The sequence below is a fragment of the Nostoc sp. C110 genome (assembly GCF_043099725.1).
Lineage (GTDB): Bacteria > Cyanobacteriota > Cyanobacteriia > Cyanobacteriales > Nostocaceae > Nostoc > Nostoc muscorum_A.
In genome coordinates this window covers 6,791,353-6,816,377 of the sequence record NZ_CP171148.1, presented here as the reverse complement: position 1 = coordinate 6,816,377, position 25,025 = coordinate 6,791,353, and the positions used below count along the sequence as shown (strand labels likewise).

Sequence of the window (25,025 nt, the reverse complement as noted above, 5' to 3'; positions counted from 1 at the left end):
AAGTTATTCCCCAGCCGTTCCCGGCTCAATCCGCGCCCCAAGCTGAAGAACTCGTCCAAGATCATCAGCGTTTCGCCAAGTTTCAACTATCTTCCCGTCAACAATCCAATGAATGAACATAGCCGTGAACGTCTGCTCTCGACCATGACTAGGTATTCCAAAGAAACTTTCCTGAGTGCAGGTATTAGTTGCACGCACCACAACTTTGTCACCTTCAGCAATTACATCTTCAATTGTCCATTTCTGCTTGATAGCCCCAAATGAGCCAAAGAGTTTACGTACTCCATCCGGCCCTGGAGGAAGCCCAGGTAAAGCACCGTGCATCCTCCAAGTTGGGGCAGTCATCTCGCAGATATCTTCAATTCGATGCTCGCTAATGAGTTCAATCCAGCGTCGAGCAATTATTTTATTGTCTTCAACATTAGACATTGCTACTCCTTTTTACTTACAACTAAAAATAGTATTTACTTATCAGTGATTAATTCTGGGCTGATGCAAGTTCAAAAATAAATTTTTGCTCCGTGCATTATTGCTAATTTTTTGAAAGGCAGGCACTACCGCTTTGGGCAACCCCAAATATTATTGCATTCTAGACAGCATCCCAGATACTGTCATTACTGGTACACTGCCACGTACTTTAATCGAATGTCCAATGGCACAGGACATTTGTGTAAAAAGCAAGGTAACAGCATGGGTTTTGACGATGCAGACAAACAACGAGTAATATTAGTATCATCCAAACTAAGCAAAATCCCTTGCTCCTTGCACCAGCATAAAGTGTAAAGATGTGTATACTAATAATGATTCGAGAATAATAGCTCAGAAAATAACGAGAATATTATTTGCGTTACTCAGTCACTGCAAGAGAAAAAGGATTTATCAAAATGGATTCCTTCGGTATCTACACCCTGGCTAATGATGTGGTGTTTGACCAACTAGTAGCTTTGCTAAATAGTATTGAGGTGAATGTTAGCGCAGATATTCCTATTTGTATAATTCCATATAATGATCAACTAGATTTAGTTAGGAAAGAAATTAATAATCGAAAAAATGTAATTTTATTTGATAATTGGGACGTAATTCAACACTGGGAAGAATTTGCTCATCAGGTTTGGGCAGCACATCCAAGGGAAAAAGATACAAAATTATCACGTCCTAGTTGGTACAAAAGTCATTTACAAAGAAAGTTTGTTGCCTTTGAGGGTATTTTTGATAAATTCGTATTTTATGACGGTGATAGTTTGGCAATGAAGCCACTCAATAATGTAATTGACAAGCTAGAAACATCAGATTTTGTTTTTGATGATTGGGAACACCTTAAGGATAGAGCTGTTGCAGCGTTAAATATTTCAGTTATAGAGAAAACTGGGCTGTATACAGAAGCAGATATACGTCCTCAACTGCATTGTTCTAGTTTCTTTGGGTCTAAACGAGGATTGTTTACTGTTAAAGATATTGAGATAATGAAGGAGCAATTAATTACCCAAAAAGAAGTTGAGTGGATTAATGGACATGGATGGTGGGATGATTCTTTTTTGTTTAACTATATGACCTTGCGCTGCGATCGCCCACTTTTTAACTTTACACTTAGCCCCAATGGTGAAGATAGAACAGGCAACTGTGCCAATGCAGATCCCTTTGTCAATATTAATAATGTTCTTTACAATCAAGATGGCTTAAAACCAATTCATCGTATCCATTATATGAGCTATTCTTCTCGTGATTTTGCCCAGTTATCTCAAGGGCAAGATGTCAATATATGTTATGCAAATGAATTTTTGCATTATCGCTTTCTTAAACAACCAGAGCAAAGACCAAAACAGCTCAAGCCAGCAAGTATAATTACCAAAACTAACAATTTCTTTAACAAAACAATGAATAAAATTCAAAGAACTCTCCGTTGAATTTAGCTATTATTGGTGACGCGTTAAATTAGCATTCTATTTTCTCTATTTTCCAATTAATAGTATAAAATATGCCTAAAATTACTGTTTGCGTTCCTACTTTTAATCGTGTTAATCTTCTTCCTTATGCCATTGACAGTGTACTGAATCAGTCTGAGCAAGACTTTGAGCTAATTGTTTGTGATGATGGTTCTAGCGATCGCACACCTGAGTTAATGTCACAGTATACAGACCAACGGATTAAATATATCCGTCATCTGCAAAATATTGGTAAAAGTAATAATATGCGCTCTGGCTTTGATGCTGCCAGTGGTGAATATTTTATTAAATTTGATGATGACGATCGGCTCACACCCGATTTTCTCGCAAGTACCGCAGCGATTCTCGCTCAAGACTCTAGCATTGATTTTGTTGGTACAGACCATTGGATAATTGATATTAACAATGTGCGGGATGAGGCAAAAACTCAAGAAAATACTCATCGCTGGGGTAGGAAGAATTTACCAGCAGGTGTTGTAGATAATTTGTTGGAAGTTGTATTTGTTAACCAAAGCTTTCAAGTTGGCGCAACATTATTTCGCCGCAAAACCTTGCAAGATTTAGGATTTATGCAGCCAAATATGCAAAATTGTGAGGATAATGATTTATTTGTGCGTTTAGCTCTGGCGGGAAAAAAGGGTTATTATTTACCAAAATTATTGATGGAATATCGCACTCATGCAGAACAGCAAGGTATAAATCGAGCCATTCCTTATCTGTTTGATAAAATGCGGTATTTAGAAAGCTATAAGTTTGATTCTGAAAAAATAGAGACAATCAGGAAAAATCGTCTAACTGAAACGCAGTTATTATTAGGTTTGCGTTTAATTGAAAAGGGTGAAACACAAAAAGGCAGAGAGCTAGTTTTGGCAGGGCAGTCTTTTTCAGCTCCTAAAGCTTGGACTGGTTTAGGATTATCATTGTTACCAGTTGGGTTGCGAGGTAAGGCATTTAATGCACTGCGACAAGTGCGGGGTTAGGAAATATCTATTGGAATCTTTCACGCAGAAATATCGAAAAAATTCTATAGGGTTTTTACATTTATCTAAATACGTTTCAATTAGCCTTAAAAACTTTAACATGTGTAGGTTGGGTTGAAGAACGGAACCCAACATTAAGTGTTAATTGTTGGGTTGTTAAGTTGTTTTTTACTTCCCTAGGGTATGCTAAGGAAACGTTCAACCAAACTAAGATTATTCTTAGCTTAAGGGTATTGAAATTTCTCTTACTAATTACTAACTTCTGGACCACTCATCAATAATAGTCAAAATTGTTTTATCACCCAAGTTTTTAACAGATTTTACTACATCACGGTAATCTTCAAATTTTTGCTTTGGCTTTTTATGTCGAGCATCTTCTATAGCTTTAGCAAGTTTTTCTGCTCCAGAAATTCTAGAGCGTTGTAATTTTATAGATAATTCATCTTTATCCAAAGAATTCAATAAACTAAGTGGATTATTTTGTTCACCCTTTTGGGGAATAAGGTTTTCAAGTTGCTTGAACTGATTCTCTATTCTCTGTCTTTCTTGTATAAATTCTGACTTAAATTCATTGAATTGCTTCTCAAGACGTAATTCTAAATTTGCTAGACGTGGTTCTAACTTTGTTATTTCTGGCTGTGGTGCTACAGGTTTAGTAGAAGAATCAATTCCTTTGAGAGATGCAACTTGCTTTAAAACTAAATTTTCTAATTTTGGGGCAATGACAAAGGCATTAACCATTTCAGCTTGCCGAGGATTTTTTTCTCGTGCCCTGACAGCAGCATAGTATTCAAAATGTCCATCAATTACCGTATAACTCTCTACTCCTGTCACTTTCACAACTAATGGTCTGATAATTCCTCCTGTTTCTATAATTATGTCTGCGAGATTTTCCAAATCAGTCTCTGAAAAATTTGATCGAGGTTCATTAGAAGTAATACTTTTTACATCTACTAAAGAGAAATTCATCATTTATTTAACCCTATTCCTGTTAATACTTCGTCTGCTAGGATTTCAAATTCCATAGCAGATTTTTGAGCATCTGATTTTAATTCTTCTGCATATTTCATAACAGATTTTGGATCAGGATATTCTAAATCTCCAACTGTTATAGTCTGATTCATACATTCTGATAGCACAGTTCTATCATAAATTACTGCTTCCATCAAAGGCAGATTGTAACGTTCTAAAATTACGCTTCTTTGCTTAGGAAAAGTATATTGTAAAAATTTAGAATTAGTAGAGATTTTTGAAGCCAAGATACCCATTAATATAATGTCTTGTTTTCCTATCATTTCTCTAAATTCATTAACTTCTATAATAAAGTTTTTAACACTTAACAACCCCTGGTTTGCAAATGGCTTTAAATCTGAAGGTATTATCAGGTAATCAGCAGCTACAAGTGCAACTTTCGCATATAAATCTCTGGATGGAGGCGTATCGATAATAACAATGTCATATTCTTGCTCTACTTTTTTTAATTTCGTAACTAATCTAGTTTTACTAGCATCAATTTGATTAAGTTTATACTGTCCTTCTATTAAATTAATATGTGCAGGAATAACATCCAATTCAGGGTTGTTAAAGTAATGTGATTTTCGAGTAACATCGGGTATTAAGTAAAAATCCCCTGATTCTAATAAATGATAAATGTTAGAATCTCGTAAGTCATCTTCTTCGTCAAATTGAAATTTTATTAATCCTGTAGCAAAAGTAGTATTTGCTTGAGAATCTATATCAATCAAAAGAACCCTTTTACCTTTTTTACGTAATGCTGCTGCCAGGTTGACTGCAACAGTAGTCTTTCCAACGCCGCCTTTATTGTGGTAGATTGCAATCGTTTTCATTGAATGTTGCCTGTTTGTTTCAAAATTTGAATTATTTTCTATCTGAATTTTTGATTTATCTACTAGCTGTCCTTCTTTCAAGCTTTCTCTACCAATTAGAGTTTTAATTTCATCTATCTTTATCTCAACTTCTTTCCCAAAGCATTGAAATATTAACTGAATATCAGCCTGTAATTTTTGATAAATTCTAATCTCTTTGCCATTAGTCAGCAATCCATACCTGACATTCAAGCTGGTTAAATAATGCCTGAGTCGTGGGACATGATTATTTAAGTTTTGTTTGGGATGCTTTGCCTCCATGACGACACTCAAGGGTGAGTTGGCATCTAAGACAAAGGGAATCACCTGTGCAGCAAATGCTAAAAAATCTAAGCGGATGCTACCAACGGCAACTTCTTGATGCCAGGTGTCAGGAGTATAACCTAGCTGTGGTAGCAAATATTGCACTATGAGTTTGCTTTCAACTTCGCTTTCGTTACGGCATAGCTCAGGATTAAAAGGCAATATTTTTCTACCTTTAAATAATTATTGGACTTAGCAAAAACCTCATACTTGCCAGATTATTACATACCTTTAATTATTCTGAGTGATATAAATCACTTATAAAAATATAAATTATCATCATAAAATTAGTACTTTTGCTGATAAAGTAACAACTTTTGAGAGCTATTTTCCCATTAAACTTGTAAATGGCTAGAATCAAAGTGTTTACCTATTTGCGCTAAAGGTTTTGGCTACTGTATCTTGTCCCCACTGCCATCAACTCGTTGATAGTCAAGCTATTAGTTGTCCCTATTGCCGGACTACACTCAAAGCTTACGGTCATCCCGGTATTCCATTGCACCGCGCCACTGGGGATGGATATCTGTGCGACACCTGCACCTATCACGCTGATGATACTTGCAATTTTCCTCAGCGTCCCTATGCCAAAGACTGTACCCTCTACCAAAATATTGAACAGACAAAGTTAGAGTTGGAACAGCAGCGTTACACTAACAGTTTTGCTGTAACTGTGAAAACTTGGGTAAAACGCAATCAGGCTTTGCTGTTGCTATTAGGTTTATTATTGGTCTGTTTGTTGTTCGTGATATTAAGGTCTTGATTGGTGTTTACTGGGGATTGGGAATAGGAAATGGTCGAAATTAACAACAATGCCCAATCCCTAAACTTTACACAGTGGTGATTGTAGATGCTTCAGTAATAGCTTCAACTTGTATCGGTGGCGCTTTTTCCTCAAAGGCGGCTAAGTCAAACCAAAAAGTTGTGCCAATGCCAACTTCACTCACTAGATGGACTTTACTACGATGTCTGTCGATGATATTTCTGACAATCGATAATCCTAAACCCGTGCCTTCTAAGGTGTGAACTCGGTTTTCTACGCGAAAGAAGCGTTCAAAAATTGAGTGCTGGTCTTCTGTAGCAATGCCAATTCCAGTATCGGAAATTTCAATCCGCACTGGAGAAGATTGGCTGTAATTGGGTTTGAAATCTAGTTGGTAAGCGCGGATTGCTACTTTACCACCAGCTTTGGTAAATTTGAGGGCATTACCAATTAGGTTGCCAAAAACTTGTACTAACAGATCGTAATTACCCATTACCAGGGGTAAATTAGCAGCAACTTCCTGAAGAAGTTCAACACCTTTATCTTTTGCATTGAGTTGGTAAGTACGCAATGTTTGCTCGATCGCTTGGGCTAGATCCACTCCATCGAAGTTATACTGACGACCAGATTCGAGTTTGGATAAATCTAAAACATCGTTAACTAGGCGGGTCAGGCGATCGGTTTCATGGTTAACTGTTTGCAAGAACTCTTGCCGTTCTTCTAATCCTAAGTCTTCGCCGTAGTCATGCAGGGTTTCAATATAGGTTTTGATGTTAAATAAAGGCGTTCGCAGTTCGTGAGAAACGTTGCTGATAAATTGGCTTTTTGCATCGTTTAATTCCACCTCACGGGTTATATCTTGGACGGTAATCGCAATGCCTTTGATGCTTTCTCTTTGCAGGTTGAGTACTGTAGTTAAGAGAATACGGATTGTCCGAGGGGTGGGTTGGTTAATAAAAATACGGAATTCGGCGCTTTCACATTCGCCTGCTGCCATTTCGTACAATGGGCCAGTGATTTCCATTTGTACTGCTGACGGCAAGTGATGCAACACATTGCAGCCGACCACATCAGCCGTTTCCCAGCCAAAAATTCGCCGCGCTGTGGGGTTGACTAATATCACCTGCATGTTGTTATCAATCAACACAGCACCATCTGCGATCGTGGAAACTAGGGTTTCTAACTTGGCTTTTTCGGCGGTCAGTTCTTCAATATTCTGTTCTTCATAGCGTTCTAATCGCTCTGCCATCTCATTAAAGCTTAAAATTAACTCCCCTAGTTCGCCCCCTAAAGGTAAATCAATCCGCTGCTTGAAATTCCCGGTAGCAATTTCCTTTACCCCCACCAGGAGTTCTTTTATTGGTTTAGTGATGGTCAAAGCGTTTATTACTCCTGCCAAAATCACCATTACCCAAATTGTGATAAAAACGGCAATGGTGACATCGCGGGTAAAATTGGTGGAGATAACAGCAGTCTGATTGGGGTTGATACCGATCGCTAATACACCTAAGTATTTTTTATTAACGATCAGAGGAATAAATACATCGGTAACAACTCCATCTGGGGTCATGTGCTGCCGCACCATCGGCTTTTCCCCATCACCAGGGTAATCTTCTGGCAGTTGTATTCGCCGTTTAATGGTGAGGGAATTTTCTACCTCGGATTCCCAAAAAGGTATACCAAAGAAGATTTCCCCAGTTTCATCAGCGTAAAGCATATAACGCACGCTAGAGGTGCTGCTGTAGAAGCGTTGAGAAAATTGGGCAACCTCCGTGAGATTATTGTCAGCCACGAGGGGGGCAACATTGGCAGCAAGCAGCAAACCCAAGTCACGCCCGAAGCGGGTGTCATTCATCCGCGCGTCCTGCTGGATTGTATTCACAGCCCAGAAGGTCAAACCACTCATCACCAAGGAAACCACCAATGTAGCCACAGCCAGTAGCTTAGTCTGGAGGGTGAACTCAGACCACCAACTTGCGATCGCATGTCGAATTGTTTTTAACAGAGTTAGCATCTTAAATAAAGTTGTTAGTAGTCTTTGTTATAAAGCCCAACAACTAAAAAATTAACAGTTAATTTGACAAATATGTTAGAGGAACGGGAATGGAGGATTATCAGAGGGTATCTCTGTTAAGGTTGTCTTAACGAATTTACCTCATTTGGGCGATCGGAGTTGATATCCAATTGAGGATTAAGGCGTTAAACCCCATTTTTTTATATTGGTTACGCACAGGTGAGTAGTCTAACAAAAATCCCACCTGTTGGGATTTTGAGCGAGTTACCCGACTAAAGTTAGCGGCGGCTAGGAAACTGCTCGCACTTTTTTATAGCTATCAAAAGCCTCTGTTTCTATCCCCTGGATGTAATATTGGTTAGAATCAAAGGCTCCATGCGTGGCGATCATCATGGCATGAATCAATGCCTTTGCTTTCAGAAGTGTTTCTTGAAACTCCATTTCAGGATCAGAAAGCGCCACAATGCCGCCGCCAACGCCAATTGAGGTTTCCTCTGGAGTCAGCACAGCAGTACGAATGACAATATTCAAATCAGCCGAACCATTCAATCCCAAAAAGCCGATCGCTCCTGAGTAAACTCCCCGTGCTTCTTGCTCTAATCGATCGATAATCTCAAGGGTTCTGAGTTTGGGAGCGCCTGTCATCGAACCGCCGGGAAAGGCGTTGCGAATGCAGTCTGTGGCGCTCATATCAGCGCGTAAATGACCGCGAATAGTCGTCACCAGTTGATGTACCGTAGCATAGGTTTCCACATCCATCAATTTGGGAACATGGACAGTACCGACTGCACAAACCCGTCCTAAATCATTGCGAAGCAAATCCACAATCATCAGATTTTCAGCCCGATCTTTTTCACTGTTCCGCAATTTTTCACGCAGGATAAAATCTTCGTTGGGTGTTTTTCCTCGTGGTAGCGTTCCCTTAATGGGCTTTGTTTCCACCCAGCCTTGACAATCAATGTGCAGAAATCGCTCTGGAGATGAGCAAGCGATCGCCACATCGCCAAAGCGCAAAAATGCAGAGTATGGAGCAGGATTGATGCGGCGTAATGAACGATAGAATGCCAGGGGATCGGGTGTTGTGTCTGTGTGAATCTTGTTTGTTAAACAAACTTGATAAGTTTCTCCTTCGTGAATTTCTTGCAAACACATCTGAATATTATCAAGATAAGTCCTTTCAGACCGACTTAATCGGAAAATAACAGGTGTTTGAACTTCTGGTGGAACAATAGGCGATAGGGGAAGAAGATGGTCAATCTGGTGCCCGATCCATTCAAACCAGGCTTCTGCTAAGTCGTATTGTCCTTGCTGAATTAGGCAAAGCAGATAGAGTGTTTGTTCCTGGTGATCGATTGCAATCATTCGATCGGCCAACAGAAACATAGCATCAGGTAAGCTAGAGGCATGATTTAATTTAGATCCGCACTCTGCCTTTAATTCATAGCCAAAGTAACCCACAAATCCGCAGTTGAAATCGAAGGGTAAATCATCAGATGAGCAATGTCGCCGTTCAATTTCATGCTGGAGATATTCGAAAATACCCTTTGTCTTACAGCTTATGGTATCGGACTGTGTAATCGTGAGTTCCTGCGATCGCGTCTGATAGCGAATTAGCAGACTGTTTTCGCCACTGCTATCCCCCATAAAGGAAAAGCGAGAAAGACCAGATTCAACCAGACTGCTATCTAGCCAGAAGGTATTTGGTGATTTGCCAAACAAATGCACAAACATTTGCTCGGTATCGGGATACAGATTCAGCTTGTGCGTACAAAGTTGAAATTCCTGTTGCTGTTTTTGGGAAGAAGAACTTGCAGGTATGGGAGCAGTCCCGCTATTTCCTATCCAATAGTGTTTTCTTGGACTATTGCCGCGCTCTTGGGCAAATTTTAGGGTAATCTCTCTAAAATTCTCGAATAAGATTTGTCCATATTGAGTACAGATTGACTCTGGATGAAATTGCACACCCCATAACGGCAAGGATCGATGGCGCATTCCCATCACCAGATTATCCTCTGTCCACGCTACTTTTTCTAAACAGTCTGGTAGGTCATTTGCAACCAGCAAAGAATGGTAACGCACAACAGAGAAAGGAGAAGGAATTCCCGCAAACAAACCAGTACCATTGTTATAAACTTCACTGATCCGACCATGCTGAACTTCAGGTGCATAAATAACTTTTCCTCCATACTCATTACCAAGTCCTTGATGTCCAAGACAAACACCTAAAAGTGGCACTTGGGTATTTTGAATAGCTTGACGACAGATCCCAAAATCTTTTAGATTCTCAGGACGGCCTGGCCCTGGTGAAATCACAATGTTGTCAAATTCCCAATGTTGTAGTTCATCCCATGCAAATTGATCGTTGTAAATCACAGTGGGATACTCTGCATTTACTTCTGCAATTAATTGGTAAAGATTAAAAGTATAAGAGTCATAATTGTCAATAATTAGGGTTTTCATCTTGGAAGTTTCGGTGTTGTTATGCTTGTTGGTCTATACACTGGCACAAAGACAAATACAAGCAGCTTTATTCAAGTCTAAATCAACGTTAAAAATCAGTTTATTTACCTAACTGAGTGACCGGGTTTTCGCTAGATATTTCAATGCTTTTAGTGGATTTATTTAATGTTATTTAATACCCAAATACAGATTTTAGTTGCAATGAAATAGAGATTTCATCTTAATGTTTTGACGAAATATTACTTACGTTACTATAACTATGTCACCTAAATATTTTCTATATTTCTTATACTATTAATTAATTGACTTTTTATTCATGGGCTAATCAATTTAATTGTTTTGCTATTTTATTCCATTACACTTGTAGATAATTTTAGCATTGTAAAGTTATACTTTCTCTAGCCTACGCAAGATTAAAACCCCTAGCCAATAGCTGAATTAGACAGCGATTAACTAGGGGTTTTGACCATTGGGAAACTGGCAAAAGTCTAAATTGAATAAGACACAGGGAAGGATTTCGCATCCTTTGGCTTGACATATATACGCTGTTTCGGTTCTAACTCTAAGTCATTAAACCGATCGCGCGTTAAATGGGCCATCACCACTTGCCCATCATCGAAAGTTAATTCTACCTGAATTTCCCAACCTAAATGTATCAATCGGCTCACTGTTGCAGGTGTAGTGGCACCGTTAGCAGCCTTTTCTAAAATCACATCTTGCGGGCGCAAAAATACTTGTGGATGTGGCGCATCAAACCCGCTACTTTGAAAAATCTTCGAGTTGCTGGGTAATACATTTACCGGGCCGATGAAGCTCATCACAAATGCGGTGGCAGGATTATCATAAATTTCCGATGGTGTCCCCACCTGTTCCACGCGCCCTTTATTCATGACCACAACTTCATCGGAAACTTCCATTGCTTCCTCTTGGTCGTGGGTGACGAAAACCGTGGTAACATGAACCTCATCATGGAGGCGGCGTAACCATGCCCGTAAATCTTTGCGGACTTTAGCATCAAGTGCGCCAAAGGGTTCATCTAGGAGTAACACTTCAGGTTCTACTGCTAATGCCCTTGCTAAGGCTACCCGTTGTCTTTGACCACCAGAAAGTTGTGATGGATAGCGATCGCCTAATCCACTCAATTGCACCAACTCTAGTAATTGTTCTACCTTTCCCTTAATCTTCTTTGGCTGTACCTTGCGAATTTCTAAGCCAAAAGCAATATTCTGCCTGACAGTCAAATGCTTAAATAGGGCATAGTGCTGAAATACAAAGCCAATATTGCGCTGCTGCACGCTTTGGTATGTAGCATCCTTACCGGTAAGTAGGATTTTGCCGCTATCTGGCATTTCTAAACCTGAAATTAACCGTAGTAGCGTAGATTTACCCGACCCCGACGGCCCAAGCAACGCAACTAGCGAACCACTCTTAATTTCCAGGCTAACCTCATCAACAGCCTTGAAACTCCCGAATTGTTTGGAGACATTCTCAACTACTATGCCCACTGCTGCTATACCTCTGCAACTAAATCTACAGATCCTTGGTAGGATTACTGTGTCTTACATATACCATACATAATTATTTATAGATGAACAAGATTTAGCTACCGCAACTGCCACAGTCGAGAAAGCTACAATCAGCACCACTGCAATCTAGGAAACTACAATCAGGGGCACCACAATCAGGAGCGATATTAAGTATCTCGGCACAATTGCAGCCCAAATCGGCACAATCAAAACATTCAGTATTGTTGCTGTTAATAAATGAGGATGTTTGACCAACTTTACCAGATGCTTGTTTTCGTTGCTGTGTTTCTGCTTCTTCCTCTGTAGATTCTTCGGAATTTTCGATTGACATAGACACATAGCGGAAAGCTACTGCGCGTTTACGCAAAATATGGTTAGCTTCTTTACAAGCTTGAAATCGTTCACGACTATTGACAAATGCTACTTTTAACCCTTCCTTAGCAATTACCCGCTTGAAGTACCCAGAGCAAGATTCGCCGCCATATAGTATTCTGTGGGCACAAGCAAAACCTTTGTGTGGGGAAATGTGCTTTTGATATCCGGTAATTGCGGCGGTACTAACTTGTCTAGCAAAAGAATCGAACAAGGAAATCTGCATATTTTGGGATTGGCGACTAGGCAATATTCTTCATTCTTCCCAATACCTAATTCCCAATTCCCAATGCCCTATTCCCAATCTCAATTCGTATCGAAACATTAAGGAATATTGCATTTAAGCAGAAACCTAGAGGAAAAGCGCCAAATCACTAGAAAGACCGTGGTAGTATGCTCTCGGTAAATGTGAAGATTTGGGAGAAAGACCTTTGACACTACGGGTTGCTGTTATTGGGTCAGGCCCTGCTGGTTCATCTGCCGCTGAAACACTGGCAGCCTCTGGGATTGAAACCTACCTATTTGAGCGGAAGCTAGACAATGCAAAGCCTTGTGGGGGCGCAATTCCCCTATGTATGGTGAGTGAATTTGACTTACCACCAGAGATTATCGATCGCCGGGTACGGAAGATGAAAATGATTTCACCTTCTAATCGGGAAGTTGATATCAATCTGGTAAATGAAGATGAATATATAGGAATGTGCCGCCGGGAAGTGCTGGATGGCTTTTTGCGAGATCGCGCGGCAAAATTAGGCGCAAATTTAATTAATGCCACTGTTCATAAACTTGATATACCAGGAAACAATACTGATCCCTATACCATCCATTACGTTGACCATACAGAAGGTATTTCACAGGGAATTGCCAAAACCCTGAAGGTGGATTTAATCATTGGGGCAGATGGGGCTAATTCTCGCGTTGCCAAAGAAATGGACGCTGGGGATTACAATTATGCGATCGCTTTCCAAGAGCGAATTCGCTTACCCGAAGACAAAATGGCCTACTATAACGACCTCGCCGAAATGTATGTCGGTGATGACGTTTCGACCGATTTCTACGCTTGGGTTTTCCCCAAATATGACCACGTAGCTGTCGGTACTGGCACAATGCACATCAATAAAGCCAGCATCAAACAGTTACAAGCTGGTATTCGCGCCCGTGCTTCCGAGAAGTTGGCAGGCGGTAAAATCATCAAAGTCGAAGCGCACCCAATTCCAGAACATCCCCGTCCCCGTCGTGTCGTTGGTCGCATCGCTTTGGTGGGAGATGCTGCTGGTTATGTTACCAAGTCTTCTGGTGAAGGTATTTATTTTGCCGCTAAATCTGGGCGGATGTGTGCTGAAACCATTGTAGAAACCTCTAACGGTGGTAGCCGTATTCCTACAGAAGGCGATCTCAAGGTTTACCTGAAGCGTTGGGATAAGAGATACGGACTCACCTACAAGGTGTTGGACATTCTGCAAAGTGTGTTCTATCGTTCCGACGCTACCCGCGAAGCGTTTGTGGAAATGTGTGATGACCTCGATGTACAACGGCTAACATTCGATAGCTATCTGTATAAAACGGTTGTCCCAGCTAATCCCATCACCCAATTGAAGATTACTGCCAAAACTATTGGTAGTCTAATTCGGGGTAATGCCCTTGCACCTTAATTGAGGGCAAAGGACTGGGAATTCCAACAAATAAATTACTCAATTTTGTGGGGTGGATATCTTGGACGCTGATTAATCAGGGCGGGCAAGATGCCCACCCCACAATATATATTTTTATCCATGTCGTAGGGGCAATTCATGAATATTTTTTCTCAGCGATCTCTGTGCCTCTGCGGTTTAAAAGTTTTTTAACTACAGAGGCGCAGAGGAGGCAGAGTAAAGAGCTTAAAATCATCAAATACACTTCATTTATTTGCCGTATTTCAGGTAAAAATAATTCTGAAAAATCCCATAGGGGTCATACTTGCGCTTGAGGGCGAAAAATTTAGCAGATTGTGGATAAGCTCGACGAAATTGTTCAGGTGTGGCATGGAGACGATAGGGTAGATAATACCTACCGCCAACCGCGAGGGCTGCCTCAATCAGTTTCTGGGTCATTACCTCCATCTTTGCCTCCCCCTCTTGGCTGCGTTGCTGATGAAACAGCATCACCAATCCAAAAACTTCCCCATCGGCATATCTGAGAAAACTGTCGTTATCTTGGTGAACATTTCGCACCGTGACATTGAGCAAATCCCCTTTGGACTGAGGAATAATCACGCGACACTTCTCTAAAAAAGCTTCCAGAGATTGAGGGGGAATAAAGTACTCATGCAGGATGTCAGTCTCTGCCTGATGACGATTTTCAAATAAGGTGGAGGGACGGTTGAGAATCTGGTTTCTCAAAACCCGGCTTCCGGCTTCTCCCCCAATAATTTTTTCTAATTGCCAGCGCAAGTTTTTGCCATAGTCACTGCCAACGCTGCCACGAAAAACTGTCCTAGGTAATCCAGAATCTGGCTGTTTTTCTAAAGAGACAATAGCCTGACTTCCTTGGAAAATTCGGCGGTAAGTGGTGAGAATAGCTTCTTGTAAAAAGCTCTCCGGGGCAACAGAAAGTCTACCGTATGCCATACCAATATTGGCTGCACCATCTACCCGTTGCCGATAGGTATCAATATAATTCTCGCTTTTAATCACGAACCGTTCAGCTATATACGTCTCATTGGGTACTACTCTCAAATCCACGTCAAGAATAATCCCGAATAACCCGTAACCGCCTAATACTAAAGAAAATAACTCTGGGTTTTCCTGTCTGGAACACTGTACAACCTTGCCACTTGCCAGCATTAACCGGAAACTTTCGACCGTGCTAGCAAAGGGGGGACTATTATGTTGCCAACCATGAGCATTAGCACTCATCGTACCGCCAACAGAAAAATCGTTGTTGGACTGCATGACGGCGACAGAATAGCCACGTTCATTTAGGTAGGGAATAATCTCAGACCATTTAGCTCCTGATTGTACCGTCAGAATTTTAGTCGCCGGATTGAATTGCATCCGGTTGAAGTTAAGCATCGCCAAGGAGATGCCTTTAGCATACAGAGTGTGACCACCCATCGTATGGCGTGAACCAGCGATCGCTACCTTCTTACCTTGACGTAAAGCATCTCTAAGTACAGACTGTAGTAGCACCTCAGCAACTCCAGGCTGACTTTTAACCTGCTTAATTGTCACCTGTGTCTGATTCAGGTGACTGGCATCATCAACCGTGCCAGGAGGCAGGGGTTGACGATCATCGCGATCGCTCCAGGCTGTTAAAGTTAGGTGAGCAACAGGTCTGGCGATGACTGTTAGGGCAATAGTGGTAGTTGCCACAAGCACAAGCAGGATAATCTTCAGCCTATTTTTTAACGATTTACTCCGGTAGGAACGCTGCATAACCAGGATTGAAGGGGCAAAATAGAAAACATGACGATTGAATCCGATTCCTCTAATCTACCAACCCCAGAACCAGTCCCCGAAAACGACTTGCAACCGGATGACTTTGACAGTAGTTCAACTGAGAGAAACCTAACCTCAGAAGTACTCGCGGTGATTGGGTCTTTACAATCTCCACAACATACAAATGCTTTAAAACAAGCTCGTTCTGACTTCAAGCAACCCATTACCAGCCAATTCACAGTTAAGCCAAGAGCATTGCTAATTACTCTAATAGCGATCGCCATCACATTCATCGGAATTATCCTCAATAACTGGATCGTTGGCATTATCGGAACGCTGATAACTTTGCTGTTATCCTTAGCCATATTATTGCCTTGGTTCCAAGAAGTTTTAGATGAGTGGTTTTCACCCCAAGAACGCACCCTGTTTGTGGCCTTTTTGGGATTACTAGTAGCCATCATCGGCTTGATCAGGTTCACAGGTGTGGGCGATCGCTTACTTGCTTTAGGACGCAAAATTAACTGGGACATTGCTGGAACCCTAGCAGATTGGTTTGGTGCTTTGGGGCAAATTCTGATCGCCATTATTGCCGTTTATGTAGCGTGGCGGCAATATGTTATTTCCAAAGACTTGACAATTCAGCAAAACCTGCTCACAGTTCAGCAAAATATTATCACCCAGCAACAGACAATTGATTCTTATTTCCAAGGCATTTCAGACTTGGTGTTAGATGAAGAAGGGTTATTAGAAGATTGGCCTCAAGAAAGAGCGATCGCTGAAGGGCGCACTGCGGCAATTTTAAGTAGCGTTGATGGTAGTGGTAAAGCAAAAATTCTCCGCTTTCTCTCACGTTCCAAGTTGCTGTCACCCTTAAAACGCGATCGCCTATTAGGTCGAGCCATTCTCGATGGGACTGGCGGATATGCAGAAGACCGCCTCGAAGGTTTGCGTGTCATCGATTTAGGTGTAATGCTAGCCGCAGCAGACCTTTCCGGTACTGATTTACGTTGGACTGACCTCAGCGAAGCTAATCTTGTCCGTGCTAACCTGACCAGTTGTGACTTAGTAAAAGCCAACCTCTCCCGCACAATTTTATATAATGCTAATCTCACTGGTGCCGACATCAACGGCATTCGCCTATTTTACGGTGTAGTAGATAAAGCATCACCCCGCAGTCGGACTGAACCGCCAGATTATGAAACCGGCGAACAAACTGGCGCTGTAGTGGAAAATGCCGATTTCAGTAATGTGCAACGGATGTCTGAGTCTGCACGTTGCTACTGTTGTACTTGGGGTGGCGAAAAAACTAGAGCTACTATTCCAGGTGGTTGTGAAGGTATTCCTAATAAGTTGGGAAGATAATTATAAAAAGGAGTCAGAATTCAGAATTCAGAATACTCTAACTATAAGCCGATGATTCGGCTTGATTTTAAAGCAATATTCAGACGTTCGCGGACTCGCTCTAAGCGCAGCCATGCCACAGGCTTTACGCTGCGCTATCCGCTTTTTCGGTCAGGATTCATGCTGAATTCTGTTTTATAAAAAATTAGTTAGCCGCATTAAAAATCTGTTGTGCAGTTAAATTTAATTGGGGAAAAGTAGGTGATAAAATCGCTGTGTTACCTTGAAAAGGTGTCATTTGATATTCACCATCAACTAATTCGCATACAAAAATAGTAGGTTGTTTGGGATTACCGATGAACTTTCTTGCACCCAATGCAGCATAATCAGCAATCCAATATTCGGGAATTCCCATTTCTTCATAATCCCCAAGCTTATTGTAATAATCATCTCGCCAGTTGCTTGAAACAACTTCTATAACTATTGGAACTGATGCTGCTTGGCTTACTGTTGACTGTTTTTGAAAAAGCGGTTCATTGTCAAGATTATCAAGATTTAGCAGCAACACATCAGGCGAATAAGCGGATTCGGCAGAAGGAGTTTGGATAAATGCAGTTTTGGGAATTCCGTAGGGTAAATTAAGACGATCAAACTCCACGGTTAATTTCCGCGATAAAAACGCAACAAATTTTTCATGCGCTCCGCTTGGGGGTGGCATTTCAATAATTACTCCTCTGTGCAATTCATAGCGTTTACCATCATTGGGATACCACTCAATAAATTCATTGAAGGTAAGTAATTTTGGCAACGCTTGGGTCATAATCTTACCTCCATAACAAAGAGCTATGAGAAAAAACAAGAGATTTTACGACATCTTTGAGCGAACGAAATATAAGTCTTTTAGTTAAACTAGTGGCTTTGGTTTCTTCCAAATGAAAGGAATTTTTCATCATAATGTTGTCATACAGCCCAGTAATTCTCGCCTTCAGGTAGGGTAAGAATTTCAACACCATCTTCAGTTACAGCTAAGGTGTGCTCACATTGAGCAGATAATTTGCGATCGCGCGTTACCGCAGTCCACTTGTCACTGAGAACTTCGACTTCGTAAGTACCTTCATTAATCATTGGCTCAATAGTAAAAACCATCCCCGGTCTGAGGCGCTTGCCTTTACCGCGAGTACCATAATGAGGAACATCTGGCGCAGTGTGGAAAATGTTACTGATGCCGTGTCCAACAAAATCTCGCACTACAGAAAAGCCTTGCCCTTCAGCATACTCTTGAATAGCTGCACCAATATCGCCAATCCGTCCCCCCGGTTTCACTTCAGCAATACCCAGACGCAAACACTCCTCTGTCACCTCTACCAGCTTTCTCGTTTTTGGGGAGGGAGTACCAACAAAAAATGTCTTGGATGTATCGCCGTGATACCCTTCAACAATGGGCGTTACATCAATATTAATAATGTCACCGTCTTTGAGAATCTGCTTGGCGTTAGGAATGCCATGACAAATTACCTCATTGACACTGGTACAAATCGATTTTGGATAACCCTTATAGCCAAGAGGTGCGCTTTTTGCTCCATGCGCTTGCGTCCAACGTTCGGCTTCATCATTTAGTTCTAGAGTGCTAACTCCTGGCTTCACAAACGGTTCGAGATGCTGGAGAAGTTTGGCTGCTAAACGCCCAGCTTGACGCATTTTCTCTATTTCTCGTTGGGATAAAATGACAATTAGTTCAGTTTTCATTAACTTTCATCTAGACAAATTTACATAAACATAGTGAACCCTGTCTGTGCAGCTCTTTGAGCAGCATCAGCAACCTTTAAGGTATACAAACTCTGCTCTGGGGTAACGTACAAAGGAGTACCATCAAAAAGATGGTCTAACACCATAGCTGTGTCTTTAGCAAACAAACCCCGACGAGGGCCAACCTCTATAGATGTTGTTTCCCCTGGCTGGATGAAAATTCCGGTGTCGCCATCAAAGACTAAACCACCTTTTTCTCCGTGAACTTCAAACTTGCGTTCTGATTGCCAAATACTTTCGCCTTTGCCATAGACTACTTGGGCTAAAAGTCCACTGTTAAAGCACAGTTCACTAGTGCAGAAACAGGTTTGGTAATATTCCGGTTCTATTTCCCAATATCGCTGATGACAGTTAACAGTAAATACTGTACCAAATAAATCGATGAGGCGATGTAGGCGAGACAGGGCCCCAATTAAGGGAAAACCGAACAACTCGTGGTTATAAGTCCATTTACGGGGTGCAGGATTTTGGGGATTGATGGTGCTGTAGCGAGCATAAAACACTTCACCAACTTTGGCTAAGTTTTGCTTCAAGGCTTGATGCAAACCACCCAAAAGTTCTAGGTGTTCTACGTGCAAGAGTTTTTTTTGTGCTTTGGCTAGGGCAATCAGTTCGTCTGCTTCGACTACATCCAACGAAAGGGGATACTCTATAATTACATGTTTGCCATTGGTAAGTGCTGCACGAGCGATCGCACCATGATCTCGATTAACAGTGCAAATCACTACTAGGTCTACATCTTCACGCTCTACTAGCTCTTGCCAAGAACTCAATGCTTTAATCTGGTACTCTCTGACAAAGGCTTCTGTTTTTTCTGCGGTATGACCAACAACCGCTATCAACTGCGATCGCTCATCATGGAGCAATGCTTCAGCCCGGAACTTTGCCGCATACCCAGTACCTACCAAACCGACACGCACTCTTGCTTTTTCCAAAGCTGCTCCTGAATTAGACATAATCATTTTATATAAAAACTTGGCACAAACTCATTATGTAACCTGCTTAAAAATCGGTTTTTGTTAGTCTTGAAATTTTCCGAGTTGTTGCAGGAAGTTTCTTGATTTCAAACAACCTCTCAAGTTTCTTGATTGTCTTGACAAAAGTCCGAGCTTATGGATGATAAAACCTTGCTGCAAATTTAAATAACATCAAATTTAATCATGCTTTCTTAGCTAGAGCATAGTTTTTTATTATCACAGCTCAACTAGGGCAGTAAATACATAAATAAAACTTATCGGGATTAAGCAACTAAATTTCATTACTAATCGGGTTCAATTTCGAGTTACATAGTTTAATTTTTCTCGTAGTATCAGAATTGAAGCAAATATAAACTAGCGGCTAATTCTCAAGAACAGCCGCGACCTTTGGCTTAAGATAACTTATACTGCCGTTCACAAAAGAGAGGATTACTCAATGCCAACCTATAAAGTGACACTAATTAACGAGGCTGAAGGGCTGAACACAACTCTTGATGTTGAGGACGATACCTATATTCTAGACGCAGCTGAAGAAGCTGGTATTGACCTGCCCTACTCTTGCCGTGCTGGTGCTTGCTCTACCTGTGCAGGTAAACTCGTATCAGGTACTGTCGATCAAGGCGATCAATCATTCTTAGATGATGATCAAATAGAAGCTGGATATGTACTGACCTGTGTTGCTTACCCAACTTCTAATGTCACAATCGAAACTCACAAAGAAGAAGAACTCTATTAAGAGCAAAACTAAATAGCCAAAAACCTATTTCTATTGGTGATTATAGTTGCTCGAACATTTGGACTGAGTGATCGTCCAAGGTCTCAATGTTGCAAGACTAAGCATCAATTTGTGTGTGCCTCTTAAAGCCACTTTGAAAAAAAGACTGATTTCATGTTGAGCAGGAACACAGTAAATTTAGTGTTCCTGCTTAATTTTGTTTAGTATTGAGTTCCACCTCAGCAATTTTAGCTTTTGTTGATTCCTTATTCCTACCTCAAGATAGAGGCAGGAGGTAGGAGGTAGAAACTTTTTCTATCTAATTTTGAGTCCTGTATTTTGTATCTCACTCAAAAAGCAAACTGCTGTAAAAAGCGATTAGCTTAGAATTTAATCTCTTTGTTGAGAACTTGAATCTGAGTACCAGGATAATAAAATTGGAGAATTTTAGGACTTGACCAACCTAGTTTTGCTAGATTTTGAGCGCCAGTTTGACTCAAGCCAACTCCATGTCCTAATCCACCACCAATAAAAGCGTATCCCCACAGTTCTGGTTTGCCTTTATTCAGAGGTTCTAGGTAAAAAAACGTACTTGTAGGAGCAGCAAAGGCACTGCGAACTTCGTCTTTGTGAAGAATAAAGGTGCTTTTATCAGTTTTAACTGCGAGTTCCAGGATGCGTCCACTCTCACTTCGCTTCACCACTGCCATAGCCTGAATTGTCTTAAATTTGGCATGAGGACTGTTTTTTACCTGCAAAAATTTTTGCAAGTCCTTGATAATATCCTCTAAACGGGTTTCCCTGCGCCAACGAAAAGCATCCCATTTGCTCTCATTAAATCCCTGTTGGATATTAATAAATTTATGGAAGTTCTTTTCATCTGCCAAACTCTGCTTAGACAAGTTCCAAAAATTAGTCGCAGCATCTAGTACAGGGCGCAAATAGGGACGATCATCGCCATTCCAGACATCGCTGAAGGAAGCAGTGACACCACCTGTGGTAGAAGAATACAGGGCATCTACTAGTTCGTTTTTATAAGTTACTACCTTACCCCTGGTGGAGGCGATCGCTTGGTCTGTTTTAGCAGCCGCTCCATTTAGCCCATAATAAACTTGGCAGTGAGTATCGGCACACAACTGATAGTTATCTGCGGCAAACCTGCGTAAATTTCTTAAAGCATAAGTCCGGGCGAGAATTGCTTGGGCTTCTAACGCCGCTTTTGGTGCATCCGTTCCTATTTCGTAAGGCACAACCCCACGTAAATAAGTTTCTAAAGGGACTTGGTTAACTAAAGTGTATGTGCCGTAAGCATTTGGCTGCAAATTCATCTGTCCAGAATAAAGACGAGCATTTTCTGGTTTTTCGCTTTTATTCACCCGAATCAAGTTTTTATCAGTGCTGATTTCCAAATCATTTGGGCTATAGCGTTTACCATCCACCACCCAACTAACTTGCGGCACTTGTTGTAAAACTTTAGTATCAAGATATACTTTATCTTTATTAGAAGCTTGGATGTTCTGCAATAGTAAGCGTCGCAATAAAGGAGTGCTATAAACATCTCGTTTAGCCCAAACTTGCCAGCGTTCTGGCTGGGCGATTTCCACTTCTATTCCCTGAGAACGCCATTTGTTAGCACTATCTTCCGCAGTTTCAAAAGTACGGTATGTGCCTAAAACTACCATTTCTTCAACTGCTGGCTGGGGTAAAGCTTGCATAACTGTTTCCAGTTTTACAGGATTCTTTGTCACCAGGATTTGCTGCTTGTTACCCGCTTGAAATTTTAGCTTTAAGCGATCGCCTTTTGTGGGTTCCAGTTGCAGTTTAGCTGTGGGTTGTGAACCAAATCGCTGCACAATCCCAATTTTCAGTCCTATATCCTGGATGTTACTCTCAGGGCCTGATGCAGCAGTCAGTCCCAATAGACAAAATGTTGTCAGCACAGTGTGGGAAAAACGCCAAAACAAAAATTTCATGGCTACCTGATAGCGTAACCCTATGGGGAAGAAAGCTACGCGCAGCATATCGAGCTTCTTTTGCCCCCTAATGCGGCGTTGGAGCTTATTTTCCAATTGCTTTGCAGTGCGGTCTTTTTGTCGCATGAGCGCTCCAATGATACCATTACCAGTTTTGCCCTAAATATAGATTGCAAAACGAAGTCATAACGACTATGATTTATTTAGAGACACAAAACAGAACTAGTTGGATAAACTCCTTATGGTTAGAGTCCAAGAAATTCCATTAAATCAGATAAAACGGCCATTGCCTCGTGCAAACGATCCAAATAAAGTGCAAGCCTTAATGGAATCGATTGCGGAGATTGGGCAGCAAGAACCTATTGATGTCCTAGAAGTAGATGGACAATATTATGGCTTTTCTGGTTGCCATCGGTATGAAGCTTGCCAGCGTTTAGGCAAAGAAACCGTTTTAGCCAGAGTTCGTAAAGCACCCCGTAGCGTTTTAAAGATGCACTTGGCATAGAGAATGAGATAGGGAGGCAGGGGAGGCAGGGGGAGCAGGGGAGGCAGGGAGAGAGGGGAGAATAATAATATGCTGGCTCCTGACTAATGCCCAATCCCCAATTCCCAATCCCCAATTACATATAACCTAATTAGGAGAAAATTATGTCATCAAAAGTAACAGTCAAAAATGTAAATATCGGCATTGACGAGGCGAGTAGGGCTAAAATTGCCGAGGGTTTATCTCGTCTGTTGGCTGACACTTATACACTTTATCTGAAAACTCATAACTTCCACTGGAATGTAACGGGGCCGATGTTCCAAACCTTACATTTGATGTTTGAAACCCAGTATACAGAATTAGCTTTAGCGGTTGATTTAATAGCCGAGAGAATTAGAGCGCTTGGCTATCCCGCACCGGGAACCTACAGCGAATATGCCAAACTGAGTTCAATTCCAGAAACTCCTGGGGTTCCGAAAGCTGTTGAGATGATCCGCTTATTAGTGGAAGGACAAGAAGCCGTAGTCAGAACTGCACGGTCTATTTTCCCCGTGATAGAGGAAGTTAACGACGAGCCTACTGCCGATTTATTAACTCAACGGATGCAAGTACACGAAAAAACCGCTTGGATGTTGAGAAGTTTACTGGAAGAATAGGAATTAGGGAATAGGAATTAGGGAATAGGGAATAGGGCATTGGGAATTGAGAAAAAACTTAATCACCAATACCCATGCCCAATCCCCAGTCCGCAATGCCCAATGCCCACTTTGCCCTGAGCGGAGCCGAAGGGATGCCCAATGCCCAATGTCCAATGCCCCATTCCCAAAAGTTGCAAGATTTAATGCAACAGGTGGGTATTTCTAGTTTTAAAGCGCTGAGTCGAGCTGCTGGTGTTTCAGAACGGCAACTTTTGCGGTTACGCCAAGGAAAGCTAGAGCAGATGCGGGTAGATGTGCTGCTGAAGCTGTCACGAGTGCTACAGATGCCATTGAATGAATTAATCGCAACTTTTTCAACTGTAGAGTTATTACAAGAGAAAGCAGCGCCCAGTCAGGAATTGTTACAAGAGATTACAGACTTAAGAAAAGAGTATCAGCGATCGCAGTTTCAACTAGAACAGCAGCGAGAGATATTACTACAAGAACTCCAGCAGTCAACTTTACAACTGCTGGAGTCTTTATTATTGCAATGGCCAACAGCAGCGCAGAAAGCCCAAGAGAATCCACAGCTAGCAGCAGTGAAAATAGTACCATTAGTGCAGAAACCTCTGGAAAAGCTTTTACAGGCGTGGGGAGTCGAAGCGATCGCACCAGTGGGAGCAGAATTACCTTATAATCCCCAACTACACCAACTGATCGAGGGAACTTCATTACCTGGAGAAATAGTCAAGGTGCGCTACACTGGATATCTTCAAGGTGAGAAGCTGCTTTACAGAGCTAAAGTCAGTCCTGTTTGAGGGAGTTAGGGGTTAGGAGTTATAAGTTCATAACTCTTTACTTTTTATGCTGTCTGTTGAAAAATGACAAATATTGGGAATACTAAAATTGCAGATGCGATCGCCTCTGAGAAGTTCTGTTAAAGCGTTGGTGTAGGTTTAAGCTTACTTGGCGCTGTTGAAACCGAAATTTTTAGCTCTAGAGCGGCATTCCAGAGATAAATTATTTCCATAATGTAAGTAATCGGACATAAATAAAAAAATATTTAGGAAATAATCTGAAAAGTCATAACTTCAGCTTGTAGATCAGTAGATAGCTACATCAATGAGATGAAAGTAAGTTGGCGTTAAAAATCAATATCTGTGATAAAACATAAAATCAGCAAAAGCTTGAAAATTGGTTATTCCAATGTTTTTACACAATTAAACATACATGGGTTTTATCATGCCAACTTACCAATTTTGTTATTTATAGTTAGTCTGTTCGGAGTAGAAAAAATATACTTAATTAAGCTAGTATTTTTTTTATAATTACAAAAACATTATATTTAAATAGTTATAATGAATCTTCATCTATACAGATTAATTATCATTTATTACTCAATTTTTAATGTTAGATTTAATTTTGAAAGCA

The 25,025-nt window shown here is 41.1% G+C and carries 21 protein-coding genes; 9 read left to right on the top strand and 12 right to left on the bottom strand.

Features of this window, described 5'->3' with window-relative positions; translation table 11 throughout:
• Positions 1-3: 3 nt before the first annotated feature.
• Complete coding sequence (locus ACFFRD_RS34335) at positions 4-429, bottom strand: ester cyclase (protein ID WP_392480328.1); 426 nt, start codon at positions 427-429, stop codon at positions 4-6.
• A gap of 455 nt (positions 430-884) precedes the next feature.
• Between ACFFRD_RS34335 and ACFFRD_RS34330 the strand changes: the two genes are divergently transcribed.
• Entirely contained in the window at positions 885-1,904 is a 1,020-nt protein-coding gene (locus tag ACFFRD_RS34330; RefSeq protein ID WP_392480326.1) for an Npun_R2821/Npun_R2822 family protein, read from the top strand.
• A gap of 71 nt (positions 1,905-1,975) precedes the next feature.
• Positions 1,976-2,923: a glycosyltransferase family 2 protein gene (locus ACFFRD_RS34325; protein ID WP_392480324.1), complete on the top strand. Its 948-nt coding sequence runs from the start codon at positions 1,976-1,978 to the stop codon at positions 2,921-2,923.
• Between the two features lie 255 nt (positions 2,924-3,178).
• On the opposite strand, the gene ACFFRD_RS34320 is transcribed toward ACFFRD_RS34325, so the two are convergent.
• Complete coding sequence (locus tag ACFFRD_RS34320; protein WP_392480322.1) at positions 3,179-3,895, bottom strand: ParB N-terminal domain-containing protein; 717 nt, start codon at positions 3,893-3,895, stop codon at positions 3,179-3,181.
• Positions 3,892-5,274 carry an AAA family ATPase gene (locus tag ACFFRD_RS34315; protein WP_392480321.1) on the bottom strand — a complete coding sequence of 461 codons (1,383 nt, stop codon included), beginning with the start codon at positions 5,272-5,274 and terminating at the stop codon, positions 3,892-3,894. The genes ACFFRD_RS34320 and ACFFRD_RS34315 overlap by 4 nt, the downstream gene beginning before the upstream one ends.
• Before the next feature lie 226 nt (positions 5,275-5,500).
• Here ACFFRD_RS34315 and ACFFRD_RS34310 point away from each other — a divergent pair, with 226 nt between their 5' ends.
• Complete coding sequence (locus ACFFRD_RS34310; RefSeq protein ID WP_190934838.1) at positions 5,501-5,872, top strand: zinc ribbon domain-containing protein; 372 nt, start codon at positions 5,501-5,503, stop codon at positions 5,870-5,872.
• A gap of 67 nt (positions 5,873-5,939) precedes the next feature.
• On the opposite strand, the gene nblS is transcribed toward ACFFRD_RS34310, so the two are convergent.
• The 4 genes from nblS to yidD form a co-directional block, all read right to left on the bottom strand.
• Positions 5,940-7,886, bottom strand: a complete 1,947-nt coding sequence (nblS, locus tag ACFFRD_RS34305) for a two-component system sensor histidine kinase NblS (protein ID WP_392480319.1) — start codon at positions 7,884-7,886, stop codon at positions 5,940-5,942.
• Between the two features lie 288 nt (positions 7,887-8,174).
• Positions 8,175-10,346, bottom strand: coding sequence for an aminodeoxychorismate synthase component I (gene pabB, locus ACFFRD_RS34300; RefSeq protein ID WP_392480317.1), 2,172 nt, complete (start codon positions 10,344-10,346; stop codon positions 8,175-8,177).
• A 488-nt stretch (positions 10,347-10,834) separates the two neighbouring features.
• A complete protein-coding gene (locus ACFFRD_RS34295; RefSeq protein ID WP_392480315.1) occupies positions 10,835-11,851 on the bottom strand; it encodes a sulfate/molybdate ABC transporter ATP-binding protein in 1,017 nt (338 codons plus the stop codon).
• A gap of 94 nt (positions 11,852-11,945) precedes the next feature.
• Entirely contained in the window at positions 11,946-12,470 is a 525-nt protein-coding gene (gene yidD, locus ACFFRD_RS34290) for a membrane protein insertion efficiency factor YidD (protein WP_179075568.1), read from the bottom strand.
• A 205-nt stretch (positions 12,471-12,675) separates the two neighbouring features.
• On the opposite strand from yidD, the gene chlP reads away from it, so the two are divergent.
• Positions 12,676-13,896 carry a geranylgeranyl reductase gene (gene chlP / locus ACFFRD_RS34285; RefSeq protein ID WP_114086232.1) on the top strand — a complete coding sequence of 407 codons (1,221 nt, stop codon included), beginning with the start codon at positions 12,676-12,678 and terminating at the stop codon, positions 13,894-13,896.
• A 249-nt stretch (positions 13,897-14,145) separates the two neighbouring features.
• Here chlP and ACFFRD_RS34280 read toward each other — a convergent pair whose 3' ends face one another.
• Positions 14,146-15,594 (bottom strand): FAD-binding protein, encoded by a 1,449-nt coding sequence (locus ACFFRD_RS34280; protein ID WP_392480312.1) that lies wholly within the window; start codon positions 15,592-15,594, stop codon positions 14,146-14,148.
• A 93-nt stretch (positions 15,595-15,687) separates the two neighbouring features.
• On the opposite strand from ACFFRD_RS34280, the gene ACFFRD_RS34275 reads away from it, so the two are divergent.
• On the top strand, positions 15,688-17,022 hold the full coding sequence (locus tag ACFFRD_RS34275) for a pentapeptide repeat-containing protein (RefSeq protein WP_392480311.1): 1,335 nt from the start codon (positions 15,688-15,690) through the stop codon (positions 17,020-17,022).
• 184 nt (positions 17,023-17,206) lie between these two features.
• On the opposite strand, the gene ACFFRD_RS34270 is transcribed toward ACFFRD_RS34275, so the two are convergent.
• The 3 genes from ACFFRD_RS34270 to ACFFRD_RS34260 all read right to left on the bottom strand — a co-directional run bounded on the left by ACFFRD_RS34270 (position 17,207) and on the right by ACFFRD_RS34260 (position 19,763).
• Positions 17,207-17,821 carry a Uma2 family endonuclease gene (locus tag ACFFRD_RS34270; protein ID WP_392480309.1) on the bottom strand — a complete coding sequence of 205 codons (615 nt, stop codon included), beginning with the start codon at positions 17,819-17,821 and terminating at the stop codon, positions 17,207-17,209.
• A gap of 140 nt (positions 17,822-17,961) precedes the next feature.
• A complete protein-coding gene (gene map / locus ACFFRD_RS34265) occupies positions 17,962-18,747 on the bottom strand; it encodes a type I methionyl aminopeptidase (protein ID WP_340090158.1) in 786 nt (261 codons plus the stop codon).
• A 20-nt stretch (positions 18,748-18,767) separates the two neighbouring features.
• Entirely contained in the window at positions 18,768-19,763 is a 996-nt protein-coding gene (locus ACFFRD_RS34260) for a Gfo/Idh/MocA family protein (RefSeq protein ID WP_392480307.1), read from the bottom strand.
• 457 nt (positions 19,764-20,220) lie between these two features.
• On the opposite strand from ACFFRD_RS34260, the gene ACFFRD_RS34255 reads away from it, so the two are divergent.
• Positions 20,221-20,520, top strand: coding sequence for a ferredoxin (locus tag ACFFRD_RS34255; RefSeq protein WP_012410088.1), 300 nt, complete (start codon positions 20,221-20,223; stop codon positions 20,518-20,520).
• Between the two features lie 362 nt (positions 20,521-20,882).
• Here ACFFRD_RS34255 and ACFFRD_RS34250 read toward each other — a convergent pair whose 3' ends face one another.
• Positions 20,883-22,598 (bottom strand): SpoIID/LytB domain-containing protein, encoded by a 1,716-nt coding sequence (locus tag ACFFRD_RS34250; RefSeq protein WP_392480305.1) that lies wholly within the window; start codon positions 22,596-22,598, stop codon positions 20,883-20,885.
• A gap of 115 nt (positions 22,599-22,713) precedes the next feature.
• Here ACFFRD_RS34250 and ACFFRD_RS34245 point away from each other — a divergent pair, with 115 nt between their 5' ends.
• The 3 genes from ACFFRD_RS34245 (at position 22,714) to grpE (ending at position 24,412) form a co-directional block, all read left to right on the top strand.
• On the top strand, positions 22,714-22,977 hold the full coding sequence (locus tag ACFFRD_RS34245; RefSeq protein WP_012410090.1) for a ParB N-terminal domain-containing protein: 264 nt from the start codon (positions 22,714-22,716) through the stop codon (positions 22,975-22,977).
• Positions 22,978-23,120: 143 nt separating this feature from the next.
• Positions 23,121-23,612 (top strand): Dps family protein, encoded by a 492-nt coding sequence (locus ACFFRD_RS34240; RefSeq protein WP_012410091.1) that lies wholly within the window; start codon positions 23,121-23,123, stop codon positions 23,610-23,612.
• Positions 23,613-23,746: 134 nt separating this feature from the next.
• The gene (gene grpE, locus ACFFRD_RS34235) at positions 23,747-24,412 is read left to right on the top strand and encodes a nucleotide exchange factor GrpE (RefSeq protein WP_392483241.1); all 666 of its coding nucleotides are present in this window, start codon (positions 23,747-23,749) and stop codon (positions 24,410-24,412) included.
• Positions 24,413-25,025 lie beyond the last annotated feature (613 nt).

Excerpts from the sequence above, each read along its gene's own strand:
- ACFFRD_RS34335 (WP_392480328.1), bottom strand. The coding sequence starts at position 429 with ATGTCTAATGTTGAAGACAATAAAATAATTGCTCGACGCTGGATTGAA.
- pabB (WP_392480317.1), bottom strand. The coding sequence starts at position 10,346 with ATGAAAACCCTAATTATTGACAATTATGACTCTTATACTTTTAATCTT.
- ACFFRD_RS34245 (WP_012410090.1), top strand. The coding sequence starts at position 22,714 with ATGGTTAGAGTCCAAGAAATTCCATTAAATCAGATAAAACGGCCATTG.
- ACFFRD_RS34255 (WP_012410088.1), top strand. The coding sequence starts at position 20,221 with ATGCCAACCTATAAAGTGACACTAATTAACGAGGCTGAAGGGCTGAAC.
- ACFFRD_RS34240 (WP_012410091.1), top strand. The coding sequence starts at position 23,121 with ATGTCATCAAAAGTAACAGTCAAAAATGTAAATATCGGCATTGACGAG.
- ACFFRD_RS34325 (WP_392480324.1), top strand. The coding sequence starts at position 1,976 with ATGCCTAAAATTACTGTTTGCGTTCCTACTTTTAATCGTGTTAATCTT.
- ACFFRD_RS34250 (WP_392480305.1), bottom strand. The coding sequence starts at position 22,598 with ATGCGACAAAAAGACCGCACTGCAAAGCAATTGGAAAATAAGCTCCAA.
- ACFFRD_RS34330 (WP_392480326.1), top strand. The coding sequence starts at position 885 with ATGGATTCCTTCGGTATCTACACCCTGGCTAATGATGTGGTGTTTGAC.
- grpE (WP_392483241.1), top strand. The coding sequence starts at position 23,747 with ATGCCCAATGCCCAATGTCCAATGCCCCATTCCCAAAAGTTGCAAGAT.
- ACFFRD_RS34275 (WP_392480311.1), top strand. The coding sequence starts at position 15,688 with ATGACGATTGAATCCGATTCCTCTAATCTACCAACCCCAGAACCAGTC.
- ACFFRD_RS34270 (WP_392480309.1), bottom strand. The coding sequence starts at position 17,821 with ATGACCCAAGCGTTGCCAAAATTACTTACCTTCAATGAATTTATTGAG.
- yidD (WP_179075568.1), bottom strand. The coding sequence starts at position 12,470 with ATGCAGATTTCCTTGTTCGATTCTTTTGCTAGACAAGTTAGTACCGCC.
- ACFFRD_RS34260 (WP_392480307.1), bottom strand. The coding sequence starts at position 19,763 with ATGTCTAATTCAGGAGCAGCTTTGGAAAAAGCAAGAGTGCGTGTCGGT.
- ACFFRD_RS34320 (WP_392480322.1), bottom strand. The coding sequence starts at position 3,895 with ATGATGAATTTCTCTTTAGTAGATGTAAAAAGTATTACTTCTAATGAA.
- map (WP_340090158.1), bottom strand. The coding sequence starts at position 18,747 with ATGAAAACTGAACTAATTGTCATTTTATCCCAACGAGAAATAGAGAAA.
- nblS (WP_392480319.1), bottom strand. The coding sequence starts at position 7,886 with ATGCTAACTCTGTTAAAAACAATTCGACATGCGATCGCAAGTTGGTGG.